The sequence below is a fragment of the Ruminococcus bovis genome (genome assembly GCF_005601135.1).
Taxonomy (GTDB): Bacteria; Bacillota; Clostridia; order Oscillospirales; family Acutalibacteraceae; genus Ruminococcoides; species Ruminococcoides bovis.
On the sequence record NZ_CP039381.1, the window covers coordinates 67293 to 82505 of the forward strand.

Genomic DNA, 15213 nt, shown 5'->3' on the forward strand with positions numbered 1-15213 from the left:
TTTTTTCTTTTATGGAAATATATTAATTTAAACTTTCTCCACCTACTCTGCCAAAGAGTTGGTTAATTTCAGCCTTGATGCCTTTGTATTCATCTTCACTTAGGTCACTTGACTTTTTCAGAATTTCTTCAGCACACATTTGTGCCTCATTTAAATCTTCCATATTGCCTAAATCGGCAATTTTCATTTCAGGTAAACCATGTTGTTTCTCACCAAAAAAGTCACCCGGTCCTCTAAGTTTCAAGTCCTCATCAGCAATTTCAAAACCATTTGAAGTGCGTTTCATAGTTTCAAGTCTTTTGATAGTATCATGAGTAGTGTTGTCGGAAACTAGGATACAATAACTTTTTTCACTACCTCTACCTACTCTACCTCTTAACTGATGAAGTTGAGAAAGACCAAACCTTTCAGCATTTTCTATCATAATAATATTTGCATTTGGCACATCAACACCAACTTCAATTACTGTTGTGGAAACTAGGACTTGAATTTTGTTATCCTTAAAGTCATTCATTACCTTTTCTTTATCTGCAGGTTTCATTTTACCATGAATAAGACCTACATTTATATTTTGAAAGTCAGTATGATTTCTCAAAGTTTCTGCATACATTTCTGCTGAATGTAGGTTAAGCATTTGGTTTTCACTTTCATCTACCAAAGGACAAACAATATAGCATTGATGACCTTCTTCAACATTTTTCTTAATAAAACCCAATGCTCTTGCTCTCTTTTTACCGTCAATCAGTAAAGTATCAATCACCTGTCTTCCAGGTGGTAATTCATCAATTATAGAAATATCAAGGTCACCGTAAATAATAAGTCCTAAAGTTCTCGGAATAGGTGTTGCACTCATTACTAACAAATGTGGGTGGTTGCCCTTTGAAAGCAAGGTTGACCTTTGACCTACACCGAATCTATGTTGTTCATCAGTTATTGCAAGTGCTAATGACTTAAATTCGGTATCTTTTGTTAACAATGCATGAGTACCTATAACAAGGTTAGTTTCTCCTGAGGCAAGTTTTTCTCTTGCTAATTTTTTATTTTTAGGAGTTAATGAACCTGTTAGCAAATCTACTTTTATATCGGTATTTTCCAGTAATTTTGAAATACTTTCATAATGCTGTTGAGCTAAAATTTCTGTCGGTACCATAAAAGCTACTTGGTAGCCATTCTTAATAACACTATATGCTACTGCTGAGGCAACTGCAGTTTTACCTGAACCAACATCACCTTGAACAAGTCTGTTCATTGGTGAGCGTTTGTTCATCATATCATTTAGGCAATCATCAATAGTTCTTTTCTGTGCATTTGTTAGATTAAATGGCAACATACTTAAAAATTCATCTGTATAATTCTTCTGGAGAACAATACCGTTTTCTTCTTTAGTATTACTTTTTAGAAATTTCAGTCCTAATATTAAAACTAAAAGTTCTTCAAAAACCAATCTTCTTCTTGAAGTGTAAAGTTCATCACTATCAAGAGGAAAATGAATTTTCCTAATTGCATAGTCAAGGCTTTGCAAGTTGTATTTATCCCTTATCCACTGAGGTAATGGGTCGTTTACCTTTTCCGGTAATAGGTCTAAGGCATTCTTTACTGCATCTGTGACAATTCTATTATTAAGTCCGGCAGTTAAAGGATAAATAGGGTGAATTGAAGTACCGTCACTGACCTTTGCAAAAGTAGGTGCAATCATTTGCAAACCTGATTTAGCCTGAGTTATTTTTCCAAAAAAGAAATATTCTTCATTTTGCTTTATCATTTGGCTAATATATTTATTATTAAAGTAAAGCAAAGTTACTGCACCACTATCGTCATAAGCCATTGCCTTACAAATCATCTTGCCACTACCACGAGCAAAACCAACTTTGAAAGCAGTTCCTACAGTTGCCCTAATACACACATTAATACCGATTTCAGCCTCTTTGATAGGAGTAGGACTGCTCCAATCCTCATAGTTACGAGGATAATATCTAATTAAGTCACCAACAGAATATACAGAAAGATTGTGAAAAAGTTCTGCTCTCTTCTCTCCTATTCCTTTAAGGCATTCAATTTTCTTTTTAAATAGACTTGCCATATTATACCTCATAAAATCTTATAAACAAAAAAGGCAGGAAAAATCCTGCCCTTTTAAAACTTCTAAATTAATATTCTACACCCATAATGTAGTAATATACCGGCTGGTCACCCTTGATTAGTGAAATATCAATGTTGCTACCGTACTTTTCAAGCAATGCTTCATAAGCCTCGTTAGCTTCTTCTTCTGTAATATCTTCACCGTAAATTAGAGTAACAAATGATGCACCCTTTTTGATAACTTCTTTTGCTAGTTTTAGAAGAGCTTTCTGAGAAGACTTTTCGCAAACACAAAGTTTGCCGTCTTTAAGACCGATAATCTCTCCTTCTTTAATCTTCTTTCCACCAAATTCGCTATCTCTGGCAGCAAATGTAATCTGTCCTGTTACAACATTCTTAACTGACTCAGACATAACTTCTAGGTTTTCTTCAACTGTAGAATCTTCATCATAGTTGATAAGAGCAGTTAAACCTTGAGAAATTGTCTTTGACTGAATTACATAAACTTCTCTGTCATCTACCATATCAACAGCCTGCTGAGCAGCCATAATAATATTCTTGTTATTTGGAAGTACAACAACTACCTTTGCAGGTGTTGCCATAATTGCATCATAAATATCATCAGTTGATGGGTTCATACTCTGACCACCTGAAACAATGTGGTTACAACCCATATCTGTAAATAATTCTGAAAGACCTTCACCGGCTGCAACTGAAACAAAACCGATTTCTTCTGTTGGTTCAGCCTTTTGTAGCTTAGGTGCTTTTTCTTCTGTAGCACCGGCATTCTTGTGTTGTTCTTTCATATTTTCAACTTTAACAGTTAGTAACTGACCGTACTTTAGACCTTTTTGTAGTGCCATACCAGGGTTATCTGTATGAACATGAACCTTAATGATTTCTTCATCATCAACAACTACAACACAGTCACCGATAGACATTAAATATTCCTTTAGGTCTTGTGGGTCTGCTAAACACTCAGTATCTCTGCCAACAATAAACTCTGTACAATAAGTAAAGTTAATTACTTCATCAAACTGAGCTGCTGCACTTTCAAAGCTATCTGTTGTAGCTTCTGTTTCTTCTTCAAATGGGATAATCTCATCATCAGCAATAACAGAAAGCATACCCCGGAAGATAACTAACAAACCTTTACCACCGGCATCAACAACACCTGCTTTTTTAAGTACAGGTAAGAACTTCGGTGTAAGTTCAAGAGCTTCTTCTGCTGCTCTGACTACTTCTGTCCAAACAATTGTAGCATTGCCTGTTTCAGTAATAATGTTCATACCTGCTTCATAAGCCATTCTAGCAACAGTAAGGATTGTACCTTCTGCCGGTTTAGTAACAGCCTTATAAGCCTCATCAACACCAATACCTAAAGCATCAACTAAATCTTCACCATTAGCCTTTTCCTTATCCTTAAGACCTTTTGCAAAACCTCTAAAGATAATTGAAAGGATAACACCTGAGTTACCTCTGGCGTTACGAAGCATAAAGGAAGCAGTCTTGGATGCTACTTCTGAAATAGGAGCATCTTCTATCTTCTTAAGTTCCTTAGCTGCTGCAGAAATTGTCATTGACATATTTGTACCTGTATCACCGTCCGGTACAGGGAAAATATTTAAGTCATTTAGTGCTTGTTTTTGAGCACATATATTATTTGCACCTGAAATGATGGCATCTCTAAATACGTTACCGGTAATCATCTCATCACATCCTATCCTTAACGATAATTAAATTCTTAACCATTATAACACAAAAAAAGGACTTGTACAAGACAAGCCCTTAAAATAATTGTATAAAATTTCAGCTTTTTAAATAGAAAAAATTTCCATTTGTTTTGTTATTTCATAGTTATTCAACACTTTGTTATTATTTTGTCGCTTTTTCTACTAAAAAACTCATTGCTGTGCGTTCTTCACCATTGATTTCTACATTTGTAAATGATGGTACACATACAATGTCACATTCTTCATTTAGATATGACCTTGCAACTGCAATTGACTTTACTGCTTGGTTAGTAGCACCGGCACCTACTGCCTGAATTTCTACCTGGCCCTCATCACGAATAACTCCGGCTATTGCACCTGCAACAGAATTTGTTACTGATTTTGAAGATACTTTTAGTGTTTCCATAATTCTTTTTCCTCCAACAAATAAAATGTTTAGTTATATTATAACTTATTAGTGTGGCAATTTCAAGAGTTTTATTACATATTTTGGTATAAATTATCTTAATTCAATTCTCTCAATATCTTTTGTTACTGCTGTTTTGTCATCAATATCAAAGATAACACAATCCATCTTACAGTCACCGTCTGCATAATCAAATCTTTCAGGTAACTTATTTCTCAGCTTACTGATAATAATTTCAGGTTTAACACCAAGCACAGAATTAATAGGACCTGTCATACCTACATCAGTTATATAACCTGTGCCGTTTGGTAAAATTTCTTCATCAGCAGTTTGTACATGAGTATGTGTACCAAATACTGCTGTAACCTTACCGTCTAGGTAATAGCCCATAGCTCTCTTTTCACCTGTTGCCTCAGCATGAAAATCTACAATCTTAATTTTGCAATCATCTAATTCTTCAAGAACTTTATCCATTGTTCTAAAAGGACAATCAAGAATATTATCCATAAATGAATTGCCCATAACATTAACTACACCAACAGTAACTCTGCCCATATCGTATTTACAATAGCCTACTCCCGGAGTAGTACTGTTTGGAAAATTCGCCGGTCTTATAATATATGGCTTTTCATCAAGATAAGAATAAAATTCTTTTCTTCTAAATGTATGGTTACCTAAAGTGATAATATCTGCACCACTGGTAAAAATATGATCAGCAGAAGTAGGTGTAATACCGTTACCGTCACTTGCATTTTCGCCATTACAAATAGTTAAATCTATTGACTTAATTTTCTTTAAAGAAGGAAGTTTCTTCCTTAGAAACTCACAACCGTTTTTTCCCACAACATCGCCAATACATAAAATTCTCATATATACACACTTTCTATATTTATATAGGTGAATTATTTTCAACCTTAAATTTATAAGGATATTATATCACACTTCATTTGCATAAAAAAGTAGTATTTTAATTTTCCACAATTATTGGTGACTGTACACATAAATTCTCTGTAACTTGATAATCACAATCTATATAGTAATAATCTTTATCTTGTCGATAGGTGTATTTACATTTTTCAATATTTTTATTGTGGAAATAAAATTTTTCTTCTAACTTTGCAAGTTTGTTCAGTTGCTTTTTATATTCTTTCAGAGAAATATTCTTCTTTTCTAATTTATAAATATATTCTTCTGTTAGCGAAAAAGGCAGAACAATATCATTTGTATAACCGTAATAAGTTTTTTTAGTGGATTTATAGGTATCATATTTTATATGGTTAAAGTCTATGGGAAATGAAAACCAAAGTAAATTACATCTTTTTCTCTTCATCATTTCATTAGTTTCACAAAGGAATTCACTTTTCTTTTTTATCTTGTATGTTCTTTCATAATGAGTTCTACCAATAATTTCACCTACTGAATGTACAAGTGTAGTTGTGGTTTCTGTATTTTCTTCACTTTCACCATTTACAACTACACCACTAACCAGCATTTGTCCCTTTACTACTGCTGAACCTACTTTAACCATTGGTGTACCTTTTAGAACACTTGACTTTACTACTACTGCATCTCTCCTACATTTTAAATTTGATGGTTGATTATTTTTTAAAACTTTATTTGGTTCTTTATATTTTTCTTTCACTTCTACTTCAGCTTTACAGCCTGTTAGATTAATTGAAATCCACCTTAATTCAGGTAATTTCTTTACCACCTTTCTTTCAATATCCTTTAAATTCAGATTTTCTTTATATACACCGTTATGAATTCCAACATCATTTAGAACATTTAAGATTTTAGTAGTTGGTACATTGTTGTTACCGTTAACTGTTGTTACCCAAATAAATTTACTTAAAGTAAAGGTTATTAAAAGAAATATTATTGCACCGATGAAAATACCTTTTCTTGCTTTATACTTCTTAATTATAAATGGTAAACCTACTTTCTTCTTTATCCTTGTTTTTATACCAGTTTTATATAAAGATTTTCTTAGTCTTTTATACTCTCTGACATTAACAGAAAAAGAAATACCGTCTTTACAAGGAACAATGTTCCAATATGTATAACCTTGACGGTTTAGAATATTAATTAATCTTTCTGTAAACTTTCCTCTGGCAATACAAGTAACATAGCCACGAACATAACGAATTAACTTTACCAGCATTTACTCACCTACAATATAAATTCTATTTTTAGCACAGTACCCTCTATTACTAAAGCTGAAGAAGAAAGATATTTTAGTTTCAGACTTCTACCGGCAACCGATATAACCATTGACTTTGTATTTACCTTAATATTTTCACTTTCATATTTTAAAACACCTGTACAACCTTCAATTGTAATTTCTCTATTACCTGTCATTTCTATTAATGGTATGTTTGAAGTTAAATCTGTTGGGAAAAATCTTTCAAAATCTTTCTTCATCAAGTCACCTCTTTCACTTATTTTTACGAAAGTAAAGTTATATTTATGACTAATTGCATATATATTAAAAGTGAAGACTTTTATTAATTTTAAGAAAAACTTAATATTCCTGTTTTCTTTAGGTGCAATAATCATTCTCCTAATATTTACTAATACATACAAGGAAAGTGTTATTGAAGGTATTGATGTATGTTGTAATGTACTTTTGCCTTCTTTATTTCCATTTTTCTTTCTCAGTTCATTTGTTATATACACAAATTGCTTTCAGCCTATTGCGAAGCATTTAGGTTTTGTCAGTAAAATTTTCGGTGTATCTAAAAATGGACTTATAGCTATTCTTTTATGTTTAGTAGGTGGTTTTCCTGTTGGTGGAAAAGCTATTGCTACTTTATACTCTGAAAACAAAATTACTGAAAGTGAGGCTAAAATTTTAAGTTATTGCTTAGTAGGTGCAGGTCCGGGATTTTTAGTTACATTTGTTGGAGAAAATTTGTTTTGCAACAAAACACTTGGCATTTATCTGTTATTTGCAAATTATCTAAGTGTTCTCTTAATTACATTTTTAAACTGCAAAATACTGAATAAACGGTCTAAAAAGCCCTATATATACAATAGTATAGAGAAAAGCAGTGATTATAGCCTTGGGGAAAGCATTGTAAATGCTACAGAAAGCAGTATTAAGTCATCACTTTCAATGTGTGGTTTCGTAATAATTTTTATTGTTTCAAACAATTTACTTAAACTTTTACCTATACATACCGAACTGATTTCTATTGTTTTAGAAATCACAAGTGGTGTTATTAATTGCAATCATATTTTATCAATAGAAGGTGTTGCATTTTTCATTGGGTTTGGTGGAATATGTGTTCACTTTCAGATTTTGGAATTATAAAAGATATTCATATTAACAAAGTGTTTTTCTTTTTAATGAGAGTTTTACAAGGTTTAATTTCTTATGTAGTAATGTTTATTCTCTTAAAAGTTTTTCCTATTTCGGCAGAAACCTTTGAAAGTATAAACAAAGGAACTACTGTAACGGTTTCTTCTACTATTTGGGGAAGTTTTGCCCTTATATTTCTTTCATTAATATTCTTAGTGTCAATAAATCATAAAAATAATCAGGAGGTTAATTTATGTGCGGAATAGCAGGATGGTTTGACAAAAACATTGACTTTAGTGAAAAGAAGGAGGTTATCGGCAAAGTATCACAATCATTAATACCTAGAGGTCCTGATGAGAATGGTGCTTACATTACAAATGACATTGCCCTTATACATAGGCGACTTGTAGTTATTGACAGAGAAAACGGAACTCAACCTATGACAGTACAACACAAAGACAAAAAATATACTATTGTATATAATGGTGAGTTATATAATACTGAAGAAGTTAGAACTAAACTTATTGCAAAAGGTTTTAAGTTTAGAGGAAGAAGTGACACAGAGGTTGTACTAAAGTCCTACATTCAATGGGGAAAGAAATGTGTTGAAAGGCTAAACGGTATTTTTGCCTTTGGTATTTATGAAATGAAAAGCAAGGAACTTTTCATTTGTAGAGATAGAATCGGTGTAAAGCCTTTGTTCTATCATCAATACAAAGGTGGTTTGATTTTTGCTTCGGAAATAAAAGCAATACTTGCAACCGGTATGGTAAAACCTGTTGTTGATGAACAAGGATTAATGGAAATTTTCTTTATGGGACCTGCAAGAACACCGGGAGTTGGTGTATTTAAGGATATTAATGAACTATGTCCCGGTGAAATGGCTCTATACAAAAATGGAAAGCTACACAAGGAATTTTACTTTAAACTGAAAGCAAAAGAACATACTGATGATTTACAAACTACTATTGAGAAAACAAGATACCTACTTACTGACTCAATTAAAAGACAGTTAATTTCCGATATGCCGGTATGTTTCTTCTTATCAGGTGGACTTGACAGTTCAATAATTTCAAAGGTTGCATCAATGTACTACAGAGAAAAGAACAGAGGCAGAATACACACATTCTCTGTTGAGTATGAAGAAAATGATAAATACTTTAAGAAAAGTTTATTTCAACCTAACAGAGATGCTGACTATATTAAAATGATGGTTAAGGATACTCATAGTGTTCATAACGAAGTTATCCTAAATCATCCTCAACTTGCAGATGCACTTTATGATGCTACTGTTGCAAGAGATTTACCCGGGATGGCTGATATTGATTCTTCCCTACTGCTGTTCTGTAAAAAGATAAAACAAGAATATACAGTTGCACTTTCAGGTGAATGTGCCGATGAACTTTTTGGTGGGTACCCATGGTATCACAATAAAAATATTTTATTTGAACAATGTTTCCCTTGGTCAAAGGACCAAACTATCAGAAGAAAAATTCTAAAGTCCGGTTTATTAAAAGATGGTGAAGAATATGTACACGAAAGATACTATCAAACTTGTAGAAAAACCGATAAGCTAAGAAGTGACACAAAGGTATCTGCCAGAATGAGAGAAATGTTTATGCTGAACTTTTACTTCTTTATGCAATGCCTACTTGACAGAAAAGACAGAATGAGTATGTACTCAGGTCTTGAAGTCAGAGTTCCTTTCTGTGATTATAGAATTGTTGAATATGCTTACAATATGCCTTGGGAAATGAAAGCCTATGATGGCAGAGAAAAAGGTATTGTAAGAAAAGCATTTGAAGACACATTACCTAATGAAATATGTTGGAGAAAGAAAAGTCCTTATCCTAAAACTCACAACCCTGTTTATATGGAAATTGTCAGTAAAAAGGTTCAAGAAATTTTACAAGATAAAAATAGTGCATTATCCACTTTACTTAACAGAGATGGCATAAAGGATATTATGGATAACCCTGATAAGATAGAAACACCTTGGTACGGTCAATTAATGAGAGCACCACAGATTATGGCTTATATTATTGAACTTGATGAATGGTTTAAAACATACAATGTTGAAATAGATATATAGAGATGAAAGCAGAGTTTTTGTAACTCTGCTTTTTTATGATTTATTTTGCACTTTTGATTTTCATATTGGTTACAAATCAATCACAATTAATCACTATTCGTTGAAATATCAACTTTGATATGTTATAATACCGTTTACGGTAAGGAGATAATAGTAATCATGAAAAAGATATTATTCATTTATAACCCTGTATCAGGTAAAGGTGCAATAAGGTCAAAGCTTTCTTATATTGTAGAAAATCTATCAACTATGGGTGTAGTAACGGTTATGCCTACTAAAGCAAAAGGTGATGCTACTAAATTTGTAGTTAAAAATATGGATAATTTCGATACTATCATTTGTTCAGGTGGTGACGGTACACTTAATGAAGTTACTACAGGATATATGAAAGTGGAAAAAGAAAGAAGAAAACCTTGTGGTTATATTCCTGCTGGTACAGTAAACGACTTTGCAACTTCACTTGGCATTTCTAAAAACATTAACAAATGTGTTGACCAAATTTTGGATAGTAGTATCTTCCCTTATGATATTGGTGAATTTGGTGACAGATACTTTAACTATATTGCAGGTTTTGGTGCATTTACAGAAGTTGCTTACTCAACATCACAAAGTGTTAAAAATATGCTAGGCAAAACTGCTTATATTCTTGAGGGTATTAAAAGTCTTACAAAAATTAAAAGTGCTAATGTAAAAATAGTTACAGAAAATAAAACTGTAGAAGGTAATTATATTTTCGGTATGATTTGCAATACTTTTTCTGTAGGTGGATTACTTAAAATCGACAGAGATGATGTTTCTCTTGATGACGGTAAGTTTGAAGCTATCTTTGTAAAGAAACCTAAGAACCCTATTGAACTTCAAGAAACACTTAACGACACATTAAGTGGCAAGCTAAACAGTAAACACTTTGAATATTTTAGAAGTAGCAACTTTAGAATTATTAGCGAAGAACCACTTAACTGGACACTTGACGGTGAATTTGGTGGCAAAACCGATAATGTGGAAATTCATAATCACGAAAGGGCTATTGAATTTTTACGACCAAATAAAGGGTGATTAAAATTAAAAGAGAACAATTTATAAAATGTATTGACACAATAAAAAACAATAAAGCTCTGTACAACATAGTAAAATTCATTTACAAGTTTGTACCGTTTTCAATTTTTCTAGGCTACCCTATTCTATTATGCTACCTTTTATTTACTAAAGATATAAGGATTGTTAAGGTTATAGTAATTCCTCTAGTTACATTTATCGGTGTAACAATAATGAGATTACTAATTAACAGAACAAGACCATATGAAAAATATAACTACACTCCTGTGTTTCCAAAAGACACTAAAGGAAAAAGTTTTCCTTCTCGTCATGCAGCAAGTGCTTTTATACTTTCATATGCTTTTCTATACATTAATCCGATACTTGGAATTATCTCACTAAGTATATCTTTAGTAATGGCATCATTAAGACCACTTTGTGGTGTACATTACATTAGTGATGTTGTTGCAGGTATATTGATTAGTTCTATTATTGGAATATTGTTTTTCTTTATATTCTGATTTATGAAATTAGAAAAATTAAACTAAGGGCGATGAATTTTTCATCGCCTTTCTTTATTATTAACTGTAAATTGTGCATAATACTTTTGTGCAAATTTACATAAACAAGACTAAAAAATTCTATAAAAAATCAAAAATATGACGCTTTTTGATTGAAATAATGCGTATATTTGAAGTAATTTGATAGAAAATGAAAAAAATATCAAGAAAATGCATAATTTCTATTGACAAGCTAATATTTTTATGTATAATTTAAACCATAGAAGGTGATTGAATGTTGACACAAGAAAGATTTAACACAATTCTAAATTTACTAGAAGAAAAAGGAGCTGTTACAGTTCAAGAATTATCAGAAGTTTTAGGTACTTCTGAATCAACAGTCAGACGAGATTTAAACACACTTAATGAACAAGGTAAACTTGAAAAGGTTCATGGTGGTGCTACATTAAAAAAATCTGACGATGGATTTGTAAACACAGAGGATGACTTTGTTACAAAGTCACATCTTCATTCTCAAGAAAAAGAAAACATAGCAAAGTACGCAGCGTCACTTATAAAAGATGATGATTTTGTTTACATTGATGCCGGTACTACAACAGAAAAGCTAATTAAATACTTACCTGAAAATATCAAAGCAACATTTGTTACTAACGGTATTGTTCATGCAAAAAGTTTAGTTAGAAAAGGACTTAGAGCATTTGTTATCGGTGGAGAGTTAAAGCTGATTACAGAAGCTATCATTGGTGTTACTGCTATTGAAGAACTTAACCGATATAACTTCTCAAAATGTTTCCTTGGTACTAACGGAATTTCTAAGGCAAACGGTTTTACCACTCCTGACATTGATGAAGCAATGATAAAAAACAAAGCTCACGAAAAAAGCTATGTTACTTATATTCTTGCAGACCACAGTAAATTTAACAGAGTGTTTTCTGTTTCTTTTGGAGAGATGTCAAATTCTTGCATCATTACAGACAAACTTACAGATAATAGCTACAAAGACTTAGCTGTAATTAAGGAGGTAGATGGATGATTTACACAGTTACCTTTAACCCTGCAATTGACTATGTTGTTGAGTTAGTTAGTTTTAACATTGGAGAAATTAACCGTACTACAAGAGAATATATGAACCTTGGTGGTAAAGGTGTTAATGTTTCCAGAGTTCTAACAAACCTAGAAGTTCCAAATGTTGCTCTTGGTTTTGTTGCCGGATTTACAGGTGATGCACTAAGATCAGGACTTGAAAGAATGGGTGTTAAAACCGACTTCATCAACCTTGAAGAGGGTAACACAAGAATCAATGTAAACATTAAAGGTGTTGAAGAAACCGATATTAATGCCAGAGGACCGGAAATTCCAAACTCTGCAATTGATGAACTATTTAAAAAGCTTGATAATCTCCAGTCAGGCGACACACTTGTACTTGCCGGTTCAATTCCAACCTCTCTCCCAAATGATATGTATGAGAGAATTATGGAAAGATTATACGGCAAGGGCATAAGATTTGTTGTTGATGCTACTCGTGATTTACTTGTTAAGTCACTAAAGTATGAACCATTTCTAATCAAGCCAAACAATCACGAACTTGGTGAAATCTTTGGACTTGAACTTACAACAGACAATGAAATTATCTACTATGCCAGAGAGTTAAAGAAACAAGGTGCAAAAAATGTACTTATCTCTATGGCTGGTGACGGTGCAATTCTTGTTGATGAAAATGATGTAGCACACAAGATTGGTACACCAAAAGGTAAGGTCAAGAACTCTGTTGGTGCTGGTGACTCAATGGTTGCCGGATTCTGTGCCGGATACCTTGAAAAAGGTGACTACAAATATGCTTTAAGAATGGGTACTGCAGCAGGTAGTGCTTCAGCCTTTTCAGAAAGTCTGGCTACAAAACAGGAAGTAATAGATTTACTCAATAAAATCTAAATTTATAAACAGGAGGTAAAATTATGAGGATCGTTGATTTACTCAAAAAGGATTGTATCGAACTTGGCGTTAAGCTAAATTCAAAATCTGAAGCAATTGACAAACTAGTAGATTTGCACAACAAAGCCGGTAATCTTGTTGATGCTAAGGTCTACAAAGAAGGAATTTTGGCAAGAGAAGCCGGAGGAACTACAGCTATTGGTGACGGAATTGCAATTCCACACGCAAAGAGTGAAGCTGTAAAAGAACCTGCTCTTGCAGTAGTAACTGTACCGGATGGTGTTGATTATGAGGCTATGGACGGTAAGCCTTCTAATCTAATCTTTATGATTGCTGCACCAAATGACGGCGATGTACATCTTGAAGTTTTAGCAAGACTAATGACAATGCTAATGGACGCTGACTTTAAGAACAAGTTACTCAACGCTCCAAATAAGGAAGCTTTTCTAAAGGCAATTGATGAATTTGAAAAAGTAAAATACCCTGACGAACCTGCTAAGAAAGAACAGAAAGACGGTTACAGAATTCTTGCTGTAACAGCTTGTCCTACAGGTATCGCCCACACTTATATGGCTGCTGAAGCTCTTGAAAAAGCCGGTAAAGAAATGGGTATTCCTCTAAAGGCAGAAACTAACGGTTCAGGTGGTGCTAAGAACATTCTTACAAAGAAAGAAATTGAAGAATGTGACGGTATCATTGTTGCTGCCGATAAGAATGTTGAAATGGCTCGTTTTGACGGTAAGCCTGTTATTTCAACTAAAGTTGCTGATGGTATTCACAAGCCAAAAGAACTTATCGAAAAAATCGAAAGTGGTCAAGTTCCTATTTACCATCATCATGGTGGAGCTGCTGCTTCAAGTGATGAAATTGAAGGTGAAAGCTTTGGTAGAAAGCTTTACAAGCATCTAATGAACGGTGTTTCTCATATGCTACCATTCGTTGTAGCCGGTGGTCTATTTATTGCAGTTGCATTCTTAATTGATACAATCTGTGGTTATGGTGGTTCAGGTAGTGACCAATTTGGTACAATGACTCCTGTATCTGCTTTCTTAAAAACAATCGGTGGTGTTGCATTTAACCTAATGGTTCCAATCCTAGCCGGTTTCATTGCAATGAGTATTGCTGACAGACCGGGTTTGTTAGTTGGTTTAGTAGGTGGTTTCCTTGCAACAAGTGGTGCAACTTTTGCTAACCCAGGTGCTTTAACAGGTCAAGCTGCTATTGATGCCGGTGTTGCTGCTGCTGTTCCATCAGGTTTCTTAGGTGGTCTACTTGCCGGTTTCGTTGGTGGTTGGATTATGCTAATGATTGAAAAGGCATGTGATAAACTACCTCATTCTCTAGAAGGTATTAAACCGGTTCTTATTTATCCACTACTTGGTTTAGGTGCTATTGCAGTACTTATGTGTGCAATTAACCCAATCATGGGTTGGATTAACACAGGTATGTACAATGCTCTAACAGCTATGAGCAAAACTGAAGGCTTAATGGTTCCTCTATGTGCATTACTTGCAGGTATGATGGCTATTGATATGGGTGGTCCTTTCAACAAGGCTGCTTATGTATTCGCAACAGGATTACTTTCAACAGGTACAGATGCTTCTTATATGATTATGGCTGCTGTAATGGTTGGTGGTATGGTACCTCCTATTGCAATTGCTCTATCAACAACATTTAACAAAAACAGATGGACTGCTGATGAAAGAAAGAACGGTACTGTAAACTACATTATGGGTCTATCATTCATTACAGAAGGTGCTATCCCTTACGCTGCCAGCCACCCACTACAGGTTATCCCTGCTAGTATCGTAGGTTCAGCAAGTGCCGGTGCATTATCAGCACTATTCGGTTGTAAGCTAATGGCTCCTCACGGTGGTATCTTCGTATTTGCTACAATGGCAGGTACATGGTATTGGTATCTACTAGCACTAGCAGTAGGTTCATTTATCTCAATGATTCTACTTGCTCTATTTATGAAGAAGAAATCTAAGTAATTAAAATATAATCACAATTTAATAATATAAAACTCAATTTTGACACAATTAAATATTGATAATAATTGACTTATATTGTATAATATTTGTGATGAAAAACTTTTTTAATCAAAAGGAGAA

The 15213-nt window shown here is 33.4% G+C and carries 13 protein-coding genes; 7 read left to right on the top strand and 6 right to left on the bottom strand.

Translation table 11 applies throughout. The annotated features are described in order from the left end of the window. Window positions 1–22: 22 nt before the first annotated feature. From recG to E5Z56_RS00350, 6 genes are all read right to left on the bottom strand, one after another. On the bottom strand, window positions 23–2080 hold the full coding sequence (gene recG / locus E5Z56_RS00325; RefSeq protein WP_138156008.1) for an ATP-dependent DNA helicase RecG: 2058 nt from the start codon (window positions 2078–2080) through the stop codon (window positions 23–25). A gap of 67 nt (window positions 2081–2147) precedes the next feature. After that, window positions 2148–3788 carry a DAK2 domain-containing protein gene (locus E5Z56_RS00330; protein ID WP_138156009.1) on the bottom strand — a complete coding sequence of 547 codons (1641 nt, stop codon included), beginning with the start codon at window positions 3786–3788 and terminating at the stop codon, window positions 2148–2150. Between the two features lie 166 nt (window positions 3789–3954). Then, on the bottom strand, window positions 3955–4218 hold the full coding sequence (locus E5Z56_RS00335; RefSeq protein ID WP_138156010.1) for a stage V sporulation protein S: 264 nt from the start codon (window positions 4216–4218) through the stop codon (window positions 3955–3957). A gap of 93 nt (window positions 4219–4311) precedes the next feature. Then, a complete protein-coding gene (locus tag E5Z56_RS00340; protein WP_138156011.1) occupies window positions 4312–5088 on the bottom strand; it encodes a TIGR00282 family metallophosphoesterase in 777 nt (258 codons plus the stop codon). Window positions 5089–5185: 97 nt separating this feature from the next. Continuing rightward, window positions 5186–6379 (bottom strand): sporulation protein YqfD, encoded by a 1194-nt coding sequence (locus tag E5Z56_RS00345; RefSeq protein ID WP_138156012.1) that lies wholly within the window; start codon window positions 6377–6379, stop codon window positions 5186–5188. 8 nt (window positions 6380–6387) lie between these two features. Beyond that, window positions 6388–6639 carry a YabP/YqfC family sporulation protein gene (locus E5Z56_RS00350; protein WP_175405316.1) on the bottom strand — a complete coding sequence of 84 codons (252 nt, stop codon included), beginning with the start codon at window positions 6637–6639 and terminating at the stop codon, window positions 6388–6390. A gap of 70 nt (window positions 6640–6709) precedes the next feature. On the opposite strand from E5Z56_RS00350, the gene E5Z56_RS00355 reads away from it, so the two are divergent. From E5Z56_RS00355 to E5Z56_RS00385, 7 genes are all read left to right on the top strand, one after another. Continuing rightward, complete coding sequence (locus E5Z56_RS00355; protein WP_175405317.1) at window positions 6710–7531, top strand: hypothetical protein; 822 nt, start codon at window positions 6710–6712, stop codon at window positions 7529–7531. A 241-nt stretch (window positions 7532–7772) separates the two neighbouring features. After that, window positions 7773–9611, top strand: coding sequence for an asparagine synthase (glutamine-hydrolyzing) (asnB, locus tag E5Z56_RS00360; protein ID WP_138156015.1), 1839 nt, complete (start codon window positions 7773–7775; stop codon window positions 9609–9611). Window positions 9612–9770: 159 nt separating this feature from the next. Beyond that, window positions 9771–10667, top strand: coding sequence for a diacylglycerol/lipid kinase family protein (locus E5Z56_RS00365; protein WP_138156016.1), 897 nt, complete (start codon window positions 9771–9773; stop codon window positions 10665–10667). Next, window positions 10664–11167: a phosphatase PAP2 family protein gene (locus E5Z56_RS00370; protein WP_138156017.1), complete on the top strand. Its 504-nt coding sequence runs from the start codon at window positions 10664–10666 to the stop codon at window positions 11165–11167. Before E5Z56_RS00365 ends, E5Z56_RS00370 begins: the two co-directional genes overlap by 4 nt. Window positions 11168–11441: 274 nt before the next feature. Further along, window positions 11442–12200, top strand: a complete 759-nt coding sequence (locus tag E5Z56_RS00375) for a DeoR/GlpR family DNA-binding transcription regulator (RefSeq protein WP_138156018.1) — start codon at window positions 11442–11444, stop codon at window positions 12198–12200. Beyond that, window positions 12197–13099 carry a 1-phosphofructokinase gene (gene pfkB, locus E5Z56_RS00380; protein ID WP_138156019.1) on the top strand — a complete coding sequence of 301 codons (903 nt, stop codon included), beginning with the start codon at window positions 12197–12199 and terminating at the stop codon, window positions 13097–13099. Before E5Z56_RS00375 ends, pfkB begins: the two co-directional genes overlap by 4 nt. Window positions 13100–13122: 23 nt before the next feature. Beyond that, the gene (locus E5Z56_RS00385) at window positions 13123–15093 is read left to right on the top strand and encodes a PTS fructose transporter subunit IIABC (protein WP_138156020.1); all 1971 of its coding nucleotides are present in this window, start codon (window positions 13123–13125) and stop codon (window positions 15091–15093) included. Window positions 15094–15213 lie beyond the last annotated feature (120 nt).

Bases quoted from the DNA above. Each gene is read 5' to 3' on its own strand.
- recG (WP_138156008.1), bottom strand. From the start codon at position 2,080: ATGGCAAGTCTATTTAAAAAGAAAATTGAATGCCTTAAAGGAATAGGA.
- E5Z56_RS00330 (WP_138156009.1), bottom strand. From the start codon at position 3,788: ATGATTACCGGTAACGTATTTAGAGATGCCATCATTTCAGGTGCAAAT.
- E5Z56_RS00335 (WP_138156010.1), bottom strand. From the start codon at position 4,218: ATGGAAACACTAAAAGTATCTTCAAAATCAGTAACAAATTCTGTTGCA.
- E5Z56_RS00340 (WP_138156011.1), bottom strand. From the start codon at position 5,088: ATGAGAATTTTATGTATTGGCGATGTTGTGGGAAAAAACGGTTGTGAG.
- E5Z56_RS00345 (WP_138156012.1), bottom strand. From the start codon at position 6,379: ATGCTGGTAAAGTTAATTCGTTATGTTCGTGGCTATGTTACTTGTATT.
- E5Z56_RS00350 (WP_175405316.1), bottom strand. From the start codon at position 6,639: ATGAAGAAAGATTTTGAAAGATTTTTCCCAACAGATTTAACTTCAAAC.
- asnB (WP_138156015.1), top strand. From the start codon at position 7,773: ATGTGCGGAATAGCAGGATGGTTTGACAAAAACATTGACTTTAGTGAA.
- E5Z56_RS00365 (WP_138156016.1), top strand. From the start codon at position 9,771: ATGAAAAAGATATTATTCATTTATAACCCTGTATCAGGTAAAGGTGCA.
- E5Z56_RS00375 (WP_138156018.1), top strand. From the start codon at position 11,442: ATGTTGACACAAGAAAGATTTAACACAATTCTAAATTTACTAGAAGAA.
- pfkB (WP_138156019.1), top strand. From the start codon at position 12,197: ATGATTTACACAGTTACCTTTAACCCTGCAATTGACTATGTTGTTGAG.
- E5Z56_RS00385 (WP_138156020.1), top strand. From the start codon at position 13,123: ATGAGGATCGTTGATTTACTCAAAAAGGATTGTATCGAACTTGGCGTT.